General features: G+C 71.4%; 12 protein-coding genes. 8 read left to right on the top strand and 4 right to left on the bottom strand.

Translation table 11 applies throughout. The features are described from left to right. A partial coding sequence (locus tag G3I40_RS39160; protein WP_164559579.1) for a LysR substrate-binding domain-containing protein occupies positions 1-691 on the top strand: 691 nt, incomplete at its 5' end. Here the strand turns inward: G3I40_RS39160 and G3I40_RS39155 are convergent. Then, positions 646-2,100, bottom strand: coding sequence for an MDR family MFS transporter (locus tag G3I40_RS39155; protein WP_164559578.1), 1,455 nt, complete (start codon positions 2,098-2,100; stop codon positions 646-648). The two genes, G3I40_RS39160 and G3I40_RS39155, sit on opposite strands and share 46 nt — an antisense overlap. Positions 2,101-2,291: 191 nt before the next feature. Here G3I40_RS39155 and G3I40_RS39150 point away from each other — a divergent pair, with 191 nt between their 5' ends. From G3I40_RS39150 to G3I40_RS39125, 6 genes are all read left to right on the top strand, one after another. Continuing rightward, a complete protein-coding gene (locus tag G3I40_RS39150; protein ID WP_164559577.1) occupies positions 2,292-2,882 on the top strand; it encodes a TetR/AcrR family transcriptional regulator in 591 nt (196 codons plus the stop codon). Positions 2,883-3,009: 127 nt separating this feature from the next. Beyond that, positions 3,010-4,521, top strand: coding sequence for an aldehyde dehydrogenase family protein (locus tag G3I40_RS39145; protein WP_164559576.1), 1,512 nt, complete (start codon positions 3,010-3,012; stop codon positions 4,519-4,521). 58 nt (positions 4,522-4,579) lie between these two features. Further along, positions 4,580-6,118: a GMC oxidoreductase gene (locus G3I40_RS39140; protein ID WP_164559575.1), complete on the top strand. Its 1,539-nt coding sequence runs from the start codon at positions 4,580-4,582 to the stop codon at positions 6,116-6,118. Then, the gene (locus G3I40_RS39135) at positions 6,118-7,305 is read left to right on the top strand and encodes a glycine betaine/L-proline ABC transporter ATP-binding protein (protein WP_164559574.1); all 1,188 of its coding nucleotides are present in this window, start codon (positions 6,118-6,120) and stop codon (positions 7,303-7,305) included. Before G3I40_RS39140 ends, G3I40_RS39135 begins: the two co-directional genes overlap by 1 nt. Beyond that, positions 7,306-9,273, top strand: a complete 1,968-nt coding sequence (locus G3I40_RS39130; protein ID WP_164559573.1) for an ABC transporter permease subunit — start codon at positions 7,306-7,308, stop codon at positions 9,271-9,273. Position 9,274: 1 nt separating this feature from the next. After that, positions 9,275-10,246 carry an ABC transporter substrate-binding protein gene (locus G3I40_RS39125; protein ID WP_164559572.1) on the top strand — a complete coding sequence of 324 codons (972 nt, stop codon included), beginning with the start codon at positions 9,275-9,277 and terminating at the stop codon, positions 10,244-10,246. A 285-nt stretch (positions 10,247-10,531) separates the two neighbouring features. Here the strand turns inward: G3I40_RS39125 and G3I40_RS39120 are convergent, their stop codons facing one another. From G3I40_RS39120 to G3I40_RS39110, 3 genes are read right to left on the bottom strand one after another with little or no spacing between them, the layout of a single operon-like run. Continuing rightward, the gene (locus G3I40_RS39120) at positions 10,532-11,269 is read right to left on the bottom strand and encodes an isocitrate lyase/phosphoenolpyruvate mutase family protein (RefSeq protein ID WP_164559571.1); all 738 of its coding nucleotides are present in this window, start codon (positions 11,267-11,269) and stop codon (positions 10,532-10,534) included. Continuing rightward, complete coding sequence (locus G3I40_RS39115; protein ID WP_203645604.1) at positions 11,263-11,730, bottom strand: carboxymuconolactone decarboxylase family protein; 468 nt, start codon at positions 11,728-11,730, stop codon at positions 11,263-11,265. The genes G3I40_RS39120 and G3I40_RS39115 overlap by 7 nt, the downstream gene beginning before the upstream one ends. Positions 11,731-11,738: 8 nt before the next feature. Continuing rightward, a complete protein-coding gene (locus tag G3I40_RS39110) occupies positions 11,739-12,326 on the bottom strand; it encodes a carboxymuconolactone decarboxylase family protein (RefSeq protein WP_164559569.1) in 588 nt (195 codons plus the stop codon). A 46-nt stretch (positions 12,327-12,372) separates the two neighbouring features. Between G3I40_RS39110 and G3I40_RS39105 the strand changes: the two genes are divergently transcribed. Next, the coding region (locus G3I40_RS39105; RefSeq protein WP_164559568.1) for a winged helix-turn-helix domain-containing protein at positions 12,373-12,686 on the top strand (314 nt) is incomplete at its 3' end.

Raw genomic sequence — 12,686 nt, 5'->3', positions numbered from 1 at the left:
GCCGCCCAGGCCGCTGCGCATCGACGTGTGGGGGCATCTGTACGCGCCGCTGCGCACCGTCGCCGCCATGATCGGGTCCGCTGCGGGCCTCGACGCGGAACCCGGCGCGGGCCGGGACTGCCCGGCGGTCGCCGACGCCCTGCTGCGCGGCGGGCCGGGGGACCCGGACGCCGGGTTCGGGCGGGTGCACGCGCTGCCCGACGCGGGCGGCGACGTCCTCGTACAGCGTCTGATCCGCCTCGAACCGGTCGACGTGGTGCTCAGTGCCCGGCATCCGCTGGCCGGGGCCGACGCGCTGCGCCCCGCGGACCTGCGGGACTCCGTGCTGCGCTACCCGGCCGAGACGGTACGCCTGGACTTCCTGACCCGGTTCGCGGACCGCTTCGGCATCGCGGCGCGGGAGGGCGGCCCGAACCTGGGCCTGGAGTCGTTCCTGGCGCGTCTGCGCGACGAGCCGGACCGGTTCACCCTCTTCCCCGCCGATGTGCCGCTGCCGGACGACCCGGGGCTGCGCGCGGTGCCGCTCGTCGAGCCGACCCCGCTGTACGCCTGGTCACTGGTGTGGCCCGCCGGGCGCGAGCACCCGGGGATCGCCGAACTCCTGCGCGCGTGCGGGCAGTTGGCGCGGGAGCGGCGCTGGCTCGACTACGACCCGGCGCGCGACTGGCTGCCGGACACCGACAGGCCCTGAACCTGCCCGGACGTGTGGGGCACGGGCTTGCCCCGCAGCGGCACTTCCTGGACCGCCAGCGCCGCGAGCAGGGCGAGGACGCCGACGCCCGCCGCCACGAGGAAGACCTGGTGCGTGGCGGAGGCGACCGCCGGGGCCGAACTGCCGTGCGCGGTCGCCGCGTTGAACAGGGAGCCGAAGACGGCGAGGCCGATCGAGGCGCCGATGGTGCGGAACAGGTTCGCGCTGGAGGACGCCGCGCCCAGGTCCCTCATCTCCACGCTGTTCTGCGCGATGGTCATGACCATCTGCGTGAAGAAGCCCATGCCGATGCCGGTGAGCGCCATGTAGACGGAGGCCGCGGCGCGGGAGGTGTCCGTGTCCATCGTCGACAGCAGCAGCGTCCCCGCCGTCAGGAACACTCCGCCGAGAACCGGGAAGATCTTGTACCGGCCGGTCCTGGACATCACGCGGCCCCCGATCTGCGAGACGACCACGACCGGCGCCATCAGCGGGAGCAGCAGCAGCCCCGAGCTCGTCACGGAGGTGTGCTGCACGGTCTGCTGGAACAGCGGCAGATAGAGCGAGGCGCCGAACATGACCACGCCGAGCGCGAACATCATCACCGAGGCGAGACGGAAGTTGCGGTGCGCGAACACCCGGGGCGGCAGCACCGGCTCGACGGCCCGACGCTGCACCGCCAGGAACGCGGCCAGGCCGGCCACCGAGACCGCGAGCAGCCCGAGGACCTGCCAGGAGCCCCACGCGTACTGGACCCCGCCCCATGAGGTGGCGAGGACGACCGTACTGATGGTGAGCGTCAGCAGGGCGATGCCGGCCCGGTCGATCGGTGCCTTCGCCCCCTGGCGCGGCCGGTCGGCGGCGAGCAGCACGTGGCACCAGGCCAGCGCGAGCAGGCCGAGCGGCAGGTTGAGGTAGAACGCCCAGCGCCAGCCCAGGTGCCCGGTGACGAGGCCGCCGACGAGCGGCCCGCCGATGGTGCCGAGCGCCATCACGGACGCGGTCATGCCCTGGTAGCGGCCGCGCTCCCGGGGCGGCACCAGCTGGGCGATCAGCGCGAACGCGAGCCCGCCGAGCCCGCCCGCGCCCAGGCCCTGCAGCACCCGGAACCCGATGAGCTGGCCCATGGTCTGTGCGGCGCCCGACGCCGCGGAGCCGACGAGGAAGACGCCGATCGAGACCAGGAAGACCCGCTTGCGGCCGTAGAGGTCGCCGAGCTTGCCCCCGACGGGGGTGGAGACGGCGGTGGCGAGCGTGTAGGCGATCACCACCCACGACAGGTGGGCCATGCCGCCGAGGTCGCGGACGATCGTCGGCATCGAGGTGCCGACGATGTTGTTGTCGAGCATCGACAGCAGCATCGCGAGCATCACGCCGAGCATCGACCAGCGGATCCTGCGGGGGCTCATCGCCGCGGGGCCGGAGCCGTGGGCGGCGGCGGGAGCGTCATCGGGCGCGTCTTCGCGAGGGCCATCGGGCGTGTCATCGGGTGTGCCATCGGGCGTGTGAGGAGGCATACCATCGAGAAAAGCATATTTGTTAAATAAGTGCAACGAGTCAACTTTTTAAACGGAGCAACCCTGGACGGTAGGGTGGCCTCATGACCTCGGAATCGTCAGCACCTCCGGCGGCGCCCGGCCGCCGCGAACGCAAGAAGGCCGCCACCCGCCAGGCGCTCGCGGACGCGGCCCTGAAGCTCTTCCTGGAGCACGGGTACGACAAGGTGGGCATCCGGGACATCGCGGAGGCCGCGGACGTCTCGACGACCACGCTCTTCAAGCACTTCTCCGGCAAGGAAGCCCTCGTCTTCGACCTCGACGAGGGCCAGGAACAGGCGCTCGTGTCGGCGGTCCGGGACCGGCCTGCGGGGCAGTCGATCCTGCGGGCACTGCGCGAACTCGCCCACCGGGACCGCGAGTTCGACGCCGCGGACGAGGCGTCGCGGCCGTTCCGCGAGCTCATCGACAGTACGAAGGCGCTGCGCGAGTACGCCGAACGCATGTGGCTGCGCCACCGCACCGCCCTGGCCCGCGCGATCGCCGAGGACATCGGCGCGCCCGAGGGCGACCCCGCCTGCGAGGCGCTCGCCGCCTTCGCGCTGCAGGCCGCCCGCGTCGGCGACGGCATCGCGTCCGTCGACATCGCCTTCGACATCCTGGAACGCGGCTGGGGCGCCACCCGCGCCGAGTGACGCAGCGCACTTTCAGCCACGTAACGCGCATGCTTTCCGCACCCCAGGGCAGGGGCACCCGACATCACGGCAGAGGCCGCCGAAAGGCATCTGCGGTGTTCGGGGGACAGTTCCGGAACGGAAGGCAATGCAGGACGTGTCAGCACAACAGACCATCCATGTCGGCGGAGAGTGGCGCGGTGCCGCCTCAGGGGCCACCCGCGAGATCCTCGACCCCGCGGACGCCAAGCCGTTCGCCGTGATCGCCGAGGGCGGCGCCGACGACGCGGACGCCGCGATCGCCGCCGCCCGGCGCGCCTTCGACGAGGGGCCCTGGCCGACGACCCCGGTCGCCGAGCGTGCCGCGCTGCTGCGCCGCGTCGCCGAACTCCTCGTCCGTGACCGGGAGAAGATCGGCCTCCTGGAGAGCCGGGACGCCGGCAAGACCGTCGAGGAGGGCCGCGTCGACGTCGACTGCGTCGCCGACGCCTTCCGTTACTTCGCCGACCTGGTGCTCGGCGAAGGCGCCGGGCGCGTCGTCGACGCGGGCTCCGCGGAGATCCACAGCGTCGTCGTGCACGAGCCGGTCGGCGTCTGCTCGATGATCACGCCCTGGAACTACCCCCTGCTGCAGGCCAGCTGGAAGATCGCCCCGGCGCTCGCCGCGGGCAACACCTTCGTCATCAAGCCGAGCGAGATCACGCCGCTGACCACGGTCGTCCTCGTGGAACTGCTGATCGAGGCCGGGCTCCCGCAGGGTGTCGCCAACATCGTGACGGGGCCGGGCGCCACGGTCGGCGCACGCCTCGCCGACCACCCCGACGTCGACCTGATCTCCTTCACCGGCGGCCTGGTCAGCGGTACGAAGGTGGCCCAGGCCGCCGCCGCGGACGTCAAGAAGGTCGCCCTCGAACTCGGCGGCAAGAACCCGAACGTCGTCTTCGCCGACGCCTGCGAGAGCGACGAGGACTTCGACACGGCCGTCGACCAGGCCCTCAACGCCGCGTTCATCCACAGCGGCCAGGTCTGCTCCGCGGGCTCGCGCCTCATCATCGAGGAGTCCGTGCGCGAGCGCTTCGTCGCCGAACTCGCCCGCCGCGCCGAGAAGATCCGCCTCGGCCGCGGCACGCAGGACGGCGTGGAGTGCGGGCCGCTCGTCAGCGAGCAGCAGCGCGACAAGACCGAGTCGTACGTCGCCTCCGCGCTCGCCGAGGGTGCGGTGCTGCGCTGCGGCGGCAAGCGCCCCGAGCCCAGCGACGTGCGCCCCGCCACCGGCTACTTCTACGAGCCGACCGTCCTCGACCAGTGCCACCGCGAGATGCGCGTCGTGCGCGAGGAGACCTTCGGGCCGATCCTCACCGTCGAGACCTTCCGCACCGAGGACGAGGCCGTCGCCCTCGCCAACGACACCGAGTACGGTCTCGCGGGCGCCGTGTGGACCACCGACGCGGGCCGCGCCCGCCGGGTCGCCGGGCGGCTGCGCCACGGCACCATCTGGATCAACGACTTCCACCCCTACCTGCCGCAGGCCGAATGGGGCGGCTTCGGCAAGAGCGGCGTGGGACGCGAACTCGGCCCGGCCGGGCTCGCCGAGTACCGCGAGAGCAAGCACATCTACCAGAACCTGGCGCCGAAGCCGGTGCGCTGGTTCGCGGGCTGAGCCCGACCCCGTACCGGCCCATTACGCGAAGTACCTTGCAGAGCCTTGGAGTTGACGCATGCCTGAACACGAAAACACGTACGACTACGTCATAGTCGGCGGTGGCACCGCGGGATCGGTGATCGCCTCCCGGCTCACCGAGAACCCGGACGTCACCGTCGCCGTCATCGAGGGCGGCCCCAGCGACATCGACCGCGACGACGTGCTGACGCTGCGCCGCTGGCTCGGCCTGCTCGGCGGCGACCTCGACTACGGGTACACCACGACCGAGCAGCCGCGCGGCAACTCGCACATCCTGCACAGCCGCGCCAAGGTGCTCGGCGGCTGCTCCTCGCACAACACCCTGATCTCCTTCAAGCCGCTGCCCGGCGACTGGGACGAGTGGGCCGCGGCCGGCGCCGAGGGCTGGGACCACAAGGCGATGGACCCGTACTTCGCCAAGCTGCGCAACAACATCGTCGCCGTGGACGAGAAGGACCGCAACGCCATCGCCCGCGACTTCGTCGAGGCCGCACAGGCCGCGACCGGCGTGCCGCGCGTCGAAGGGTTCAACAAGGGCGCGTTCAAGGACGGCGTCGGCTTCTTCGACCTCGCCTACCACCCCGAGAACAACAAGCGCTCCTCCGCCTCGGTCGCGTACCTGCACCCCCACATGGAAGCGGACGACCGCCCCAACCTCACGCTCCTGCTGGAGACGTGGGCGTACAAGCTCGACTTCGTCGACGGCGTGCGGGCGCGCGGTGTGCACGTGCGCACCAAGGACGGCCGGCAGACGCTGATCTCCGCGCGCCGCGAGGTCATCGTGTGCGCCGGCGCCGTCGACACGCCCCGCCTGCTGCTGCACTCCGGCATCGGCCCCAAGGCCGACCTGGAGAAGCTCGGCATTCCGGTGGTGCACGACCTGCCGGGCGTCGGCGAGAACCTCCTCGACCACCCGGAGTCGGTGATCGTCTGGGAGACGGACGGGCCGATCCCCGACAACAGCGCGATGGACAGTGACGCCGGTCTGTTCATCCAGCGCGACCCGCAGGCGGCCGGGCCCGACCTGATGTTCCACTTCTACCAGATCCCGTTCACGGACAATCCGGAACGGCTCGGCTACGAGAAGCCCGAGCACGGGGTGTCCATGACGCCGAACATCCCCAAGCCGAAGAGCCGCGGGCGGCTGTACCTGACCAGCGCCGACCCCGAGGACAAGCCCGCCCTCGACTTCCGCTACTTCACCGACGAGGACGACTACGACGGGCAGACCCTCGTCGACGGCATCCGGATCGCGCGCGAGATCGCCAGGACCCAGCCGCTGGCCGGCTGGCTCACCCGCGAGGTGTGCCCCGGGCCCGACGTGGTGAGCGACGAGGAGCTCAGCGAGTACGCCCGCAAGGTCGCCCACACCGTCTACCACCCGGCAGGAACCTGTCGCATGGGCGCCAAGAGTGATGAACTCGCCGTGGTCGACCCCGAGTTGAGGGTCCGCGGGCTGCAATCCATCCGAATCGCCGACGCGTCCGTCTTCCCGACGATGCCCGCGGTGAACCCGATGATCGGAGTGCTCATGGTCGGGGAGAAGTGCGCCGAGCTGCTGGGTGGTGATGCGTGATGAGTACGCAGACTGTGGTCAAGGACCCTGCTCCGGACGCGAGTTCCGGATCCGGCGAGACCGTCTTCACCGTGCGCAACCTGTGGAAGGTCTTCGGCCCGAAGGCCGAACGCATCCCGGGTGACGCCGCATTGGCCGACCTGAGCGCCGCCGAACTGCGCGCCCGCACCGGCTGCACCGCCGCCGTGCGCGACGTCTCCTTCGACGTGAAGCGCGGCGAGGTCTTCGTGGTGATGGGCCTGTCCGGATCCGGCAAGTCCACCCTGGTGCGCTGCCTGACCCGGCTCATCGAGCCGACGTCGGGGGCCCTGGACATCGACGGCGAGGACGTCCTCGCCATGGACAAGACCCGGCTGCGCGCCCTGCGCCGGCACCGCGCCGCGATGGTCTTCCAGCACTTCGGCCTGCTGCCGCACCGCACCGTCCTCGACAACGTCGCCTACGGCCTGGAGATCCAGGGCGTGGCACGCGCCGAGCGCCGGGCGAAGGCGATGGAGGTCGTCGCGAAGGTGGGCCTGGAAGGCCTGGAACAGCGCCGCCCCGGGCAGCTCTCCGGCGGTCAGCAGCAGCGCGTGGGCCTGGCCCGCGCCCTCGCCGTGGACCCCGAAGTCCTCCTGTTCGACGAGCCGTTCAGCGCGCTCGACCCGCTGATCCGGCGCGACATGCAGGAGGAGGTCGTCCGGCTGCACCGCGAGGAGGGCCGCACGATGGTCTTCATCACGCACGACCTCAACGAGGCGCTGCGCCTCGGCGACCGCATCGCCCTGATGCGCGACGGCAAGATAGTCCAGCTCGGCACCCCCGAGGAGATCGTGGGCGCCCCCGCCGACGACTACGTCCGCGCCTTCGTCCGCGACGTACCCCGCGAACAGGTCATGACGGTCCGGCGCGCCATGCGCCCCGCCGACAACGACGAGGCCGACCGCGGCCCGGCCATCGCCCCCGACGCCACCGTGTCGCAGGCCATCGAGGCCGTGGCACGCAGCGGGTTCGCGGTGCGGGTGATGGAAGAGGGGCGGTGCGTCGGCGTCGTCGACCACGAGGGCCTCATCGAAGTGGTGGCCGGCACCGCCGCCCTGCCCGATGCGCCTGCCGAGCCTGTGGCGCCTGCCGAGCCTGTGGCGCCTGCCGCGCCCGTGGCGCCTGCCGCGCCCGTGGCGCCGGTGAAGGCCGAGGAGGCGGAGTAGATGACAGCCGCCGTAACGACAGCCCCGATGGACAAGGACCGTGCGGGCCCGCTCAGCGGCCTGCTCCGCCACCGCGCTCTCGGCAAGCTCCTGCTGCTCGCCGTGGCCGCGGCGGTGATCGTCCCCCTCGTCAACGCCCGCTGGTCCAGCGGGACATGGCCGCACGCCCTGACCGTCGACATCTCCGAACCGCTCGGCAAGGCCAGCGACTGGATCATCGACAACCGCGACAGCCACCCGCTGTTCCTCTACTTCTTCGGCCACATCAGCAACGCGGTCGTCCTGTCCGTACGCGCCGTCTACCTCGTGCTGCTCGCGGCCGGCTGGGCCGGAGTCACCGCCGCCGCCGGGCTCATCGCCTGGCGCGTCGCGGGCTGGCGCCTCGGCGTCTCCGCGACGCTCGCCTTCCTCGTGTGCGGCGCGCTCGGCATGTGGGTGCCCACCGTGCAGACGCTCGCGCTCATGGTCGTCGCCGTGTTCACCTCGGTGGTGCTCGGCGCGCTCCTCGGACTCGCCGCCGGCCTGAGCGACCGCATGCACCGCATCCTGCGCCCGGTCCTCGACACCATGCAGGTGTTCCCCGCGTACGCCTATCTGCTGCCCGTCGTCCTCGTCTTCGGCATCGGCGTACCCGCCGCGGTGCTCGCCACCGTCGTCTACGCCGCACCGCCCATGGCCCGCCTCACCGCGCTCGGCCTGCGCTCCGCGGACGGCGGCGTCATGGAGGCCGTCGCCTCGCTCGGCGCGAACGCCCGCCAGCGCCTGACCACCGCCCGCCTCCCGCTGGCCCGCCAGGAACTCCTGCTCGGCCTCAACCAGACGATCATGATGGCCCTGTCCATGGCCGTCATCGCCTCGGTCATCGGCGCGGGCGGCCTCGGCGACCGCGTCTACCAGGCGCTCGCCTCCGTCGATGTCGGCGCCGCACTCGCCGCCGGCATCCCGATCGTGCTGCTCGCCGTCGTCCTCGACCGGGTGACCGGCGCGGCGGGGGCCCGGCTCGGCTCCCACGAGGCCCCGGCCCACTGGAAGTGGGGCGTCGTCGCGGCAGGCACCGTCGTCGTCGCCCTGGCGACCCGCTTCGCCGACCGCCTCGACTGGCCGGACTCCTGGGTCGTGAACATCGCCGACCCCGTCAACGACGCCGTCGACTGGATGACCGACCACCTCTACACCGGCGTCCCCTACGTGGGCGGCACCGCCGACTGGGCGGGCCACTTCACCACCTGGGTACTCGACCCGGTGCGCTCGGGCCTGACCTGGCTGCCCTGGTGGGCCGTCCTCCTGATCGTCGCGGCGCTCGCCTGGCTGATCGGCACCTGGCGCACCGCCCTGACCGCCGTGCTCGCCATGGCCGCGATCGGCGTGCTCGGCGTGTGGAAGCCGTCGCTCGACACCCTGTCGCAGGTCCTGGCGGCGGTCGCGGTGACCCTCGTCCTCGGCTTCGCGATCGGCATCGCGGCCGCCCGCAGCGAACGCCTCGAACGGCTCCTGCGCCCCGTCCTCGACGTCTTCCAGACGATGCCGCAGTTCGTCTACCTGATCCCGGTCGTCGCGCTCTTCGGCGTCGGCCGCGCCCCGGCGGTCGCCGCGGCGGTCGTCTACGCGCTGCCCGCCGTCATCCGCATCACCACACAGGGGCTGCGGCAGGTCGACGCGGCCGCGATGGAGGCGTCCCGCTCGATGGGCGCCACCACGGGGCAGCAGCTCCGGCAGGTCCAGCTGCCGCTCGCCCGACCGGCATTGCTCCTCGCCGTCAACCAGGGCGTCGTCCTGGTCCTCGCCGTCGTCATCATCGGCGGCCTGGTCGGCGGAGGCGCACTCGGCTACGACGTCGTCTTCGGCCTCGCCCAGGGCGACCTCGCCACCGGCCTGGTCGCGGGCGCCGCCATCGTCTGCCTCGGTCTGATGCTGGACCGGGTGACGCAGCCGACGGAACGCCGCACGCGGGAAGGCAAGGAGGCCTGACATGCGCACCCTTCGAACTCGCCGGTCCCTGGCGGCCGTTGCGGCGGCGGGAGCCCTGCTCGCCGTCACCGGCTGCGGCGCCGCCGACATGACCAAGCAGGCGTCCCCGTACGCCAACGCCCAGGGCGCCAAGACGGTGACCCTCTCCGTCCAGTCCTGGGTCGGCGCCCAGGCCAACGTCGCCGTCGCCCAGTACCTCCTGGAGCACGAACTCGGCTACCGCGTCGACACCGTGCAGGTCGACGAGGTCCCCGCCTGGGACGCCCTGAGCCAGGGCCGCGTCGACGCGATCCTGGAGGACTGGGGTCACCCCGACCAGGAACAGCGCTACGTGAAGGACAAGAAGACCATCGAGGCCGGTGGTGACCTCGGCGTCACCGGCCACATCGGCTGGTTCGTCCCCACGTACTTCGCCAAGCAGCACCCCGACGTCACGAACTGGAAGAACCTCAACAAGTACGCCGACCAGCTCAAGACCCCGGAGAGCGGCGGCAAGGGCCAACTCCTCGACGGCTCCCCGTCGTACGTCACCAACGACAAGGCTCTCGTCCAGAACCTGAAGCTGAACTACCAGGTCGTCTTCTCCGGCTCCGAGGCTGCCCAGATCACGCAGATGAAGCAGTTCGCCAAGCAGAAGAAGCCGTTCCTGTCGTACTGGTACCAGCCGCAGTGGCTCTTCAAGAAGGTGCCGATGACGGAGGTGAAGCTGCCCGCCTACAAGGAAGGCTGCGACGCCGACCCGAAGAAGGTCGCCTGCGCCTATCCGCAGACGCCGCTGCAGAAGTACCTCAACGCCGACTTCGCCAAGGACGGCGGCAAGGCCGCGGCCCTGCTGAAGAAGTTCCACTGGACGACGGACGACCAGAACGAGGTCTCCTTGATGATCGCCGACCAGAAGCTCTCGCCGGACGAGGCGGCGAAGAAGTGGATCGACGGACACCGCTCCACGTGGGAGGCATGGCTGCCCAAGTAGCGGGCAGTTTCCTTTCGTTCGACGTGTGCAATCGTGCCGGGTGCCTTTCCTGACGGGGGTATCCGGCACGGTTGTTTTGTTGTGCGGGTGTGTTTTCGGGTGAGTTTTCGGATGCGGGGTGCGCGGCGCGGCGTGGGTGTGGGTGGCGCGAGTGCGGGGTGCGGGGTGCGGGGCAGGCCGGGCTGGGCCGGGCCCGGTTGGGCCGGGCCCGTTTGGGCCGGGCCCGTTTGGGCCGGGCTCGTTTGGGCCGGGCTGGGCCGGGTTGGGCCGGGCCCGACCGTCGGGTCAGGACAGGTTCGCCGCGATCTCCCGCAGCGCAGCGGTCGCCCGGCGCTGCAACCCGGGTCCGAACGTGATCCGCGTCGCGCCCAACTCGCCCCACTCCGCCAGCGAAGGCCCCCCGGGCGGCGCCCCGATGTTGATCGGCCCCTCGATCCCGGCCCGCAGCCGGGGCAGCGCCTCGGCCGGCGCCCCGATCGGGTAGACACAGTCCGCGCCCGCCGCCACGTACGCCCGCGCTCGCTCGATCGTCTCGCCGACCGGATCGTCGACGCCCCTGATGAACGCGTCGATCCGCGCGTTGAGCACGACCCGGTCACCGGCGGCGGCCCGCACCTCGGCCAGCCAGTCGGCCTGCTGCCGGAGGTCCTTGAGCGCCCGCCCCGAACCACTGGTGTCCGAGTCCTCCAGGTTGCACCCCACGGCCCCGGTCTCCAGGAGCCGCTCCACCAACTCCTTGGGCGCGATCCCGTAACCGCCCTCGATGTCCGCCGACACCGGCACCGCATCCGACACGGACCGCACGATCCGGGTCACCGCGGCGAACATCTCGTCCGCCGGCGTCTGCCCGTCCTCGTACCCGAGCGACGCCGCGATCCCCGCGCTCGGCGTCGCCAGCGCCGGGAAGCCGGCCTCCTCGAAGACCCGCGCACTCGCCGCGTCCCAGGGCCCCGGCAGGACCAACGGGTCACCGGGGGCACGGTCGTGGTGCAGGGCACGAAGAATGTCCACAGGGCTCACCATGCGGGGCCTCCCGGCTCGATCCGGCGGCTGACCATCAGCCGGTTCCAACTATTGATCACCGTAATCGCCCCGATGAGATGGGCGAGCTCGACCTCGCTGAAAAGCTTGGCCGCTCCCTCGTACGCCTCGTCAGGGACGAACCCTTCCCCGGCGCCGGAAGCGTGCGAGGCGCCCCCGGTGAGCACCGTCATCGCCTCGGTGAGGGCAAGGGCGGCCCGCTCCCGCTCGCTGAACAGCTCCCCGGCCTCGCGCCAGGCGTTGAGCAGCGCGATGCGCTTCGCGCTCTCCCCGTTCTTCTCGACGGCGACGTCCACATGCATGTCCAGGCAGAACGCACACTCGTTGATCTGCGAAGCCCGGATCATCACCAGCTCGGCGAGCACCGGATCGCCGAGTCCCTTCTTCGCCGCCGCGCCGAACGCGACCATCGCATCCCGCACCCCGGGGTCCAACCGGGTCATCCGCGCGCTCACTTGAAGTCCCCCGCCTTGTAGTGCCCGGCCACCATGCGCGTGGTGACCCCGAACCGGTTCCACGCATTGATCGTCGTGATCGCCGCGATCAACTGGCTCAGCTCCTGCTCGTCATAGAGTCGCGCCGCCTCCTCGTACACCGCGTCCGGCACGAATCCGTCCGTGAGGACCGTGATCGCCTCCGTCAGCGCGAGGGCCGCGACCTCCTTCTCGGTGTAGAAGTGCTTCGACTCCTCCCACGCGCCGAGCTGAACGATCCGCTCCACGCTCTCCCCGGCGGCCAGCGCGTCCTTGGTGTGCATGTCCAGGCAGAACGCGCAGTGGTTGATCTGCGACGCCCGGATCTTGACCAGCTCGTACGTCACCGGGTCCAGCCCCTTACGGGCCGCCGCGTCGAGCCGGACCATCGCCTTGTACACCTCGGGCGCGTGCTGCGCCCAGGCGAGCCGCGGCGTGTGCTCGTGGAGGTACTCCTTCCCTCGGGCGACGTCGTCGTCAGCGGCGCTTGTGGTGCTTTGTGCGGCGGTGCCCTCCTGGGCGGTGCGCGTGGTGCTTTCGGGGGTGGTGCTCTCGCTGTTCGTCATGCCTTGACCCTACGAACCTATTAGCCCAGGGGTATGGTCCATTTCCATGGCAGAAACCTGGGCCACTTCGCCCTCCGGGCAGGCACTCGGCATCGACCTCCACATCGAGCCGACCGGCTCCGGCCTGCGCAAAGGCCTGACCGACGCGCTCCGCGAGGCCGTGCGCGGTGGACGCCTCGCCCCCGGCATCCGACTGCCCTCCTCGCGCACCCTCGCCGGCGATCTGGGCATCGCCCGCAACACCGTCGCCGACGCCTACGCCGACCTCGTCGCCGAAGGATGGCTCACCGCCCGCCAGGGCTCCGGCACCCGCGTCGCCGAACGCCCCGTCGAGGCGCCCCGCCCCGCCCCCACCCCCGG

It is taken from the genome of Streptomyces sp. SID14478, assembly GCF_010548525.1.
Classification (GTDB): domain Bacteria; phylum Actinomycetota; class Actinomycetes; order Streptomycetales; family Streptomycetaceae; genus Streptomyces.
This window is presented reverse-complemented; position numbering and strand designations above follow the sequence as displayed.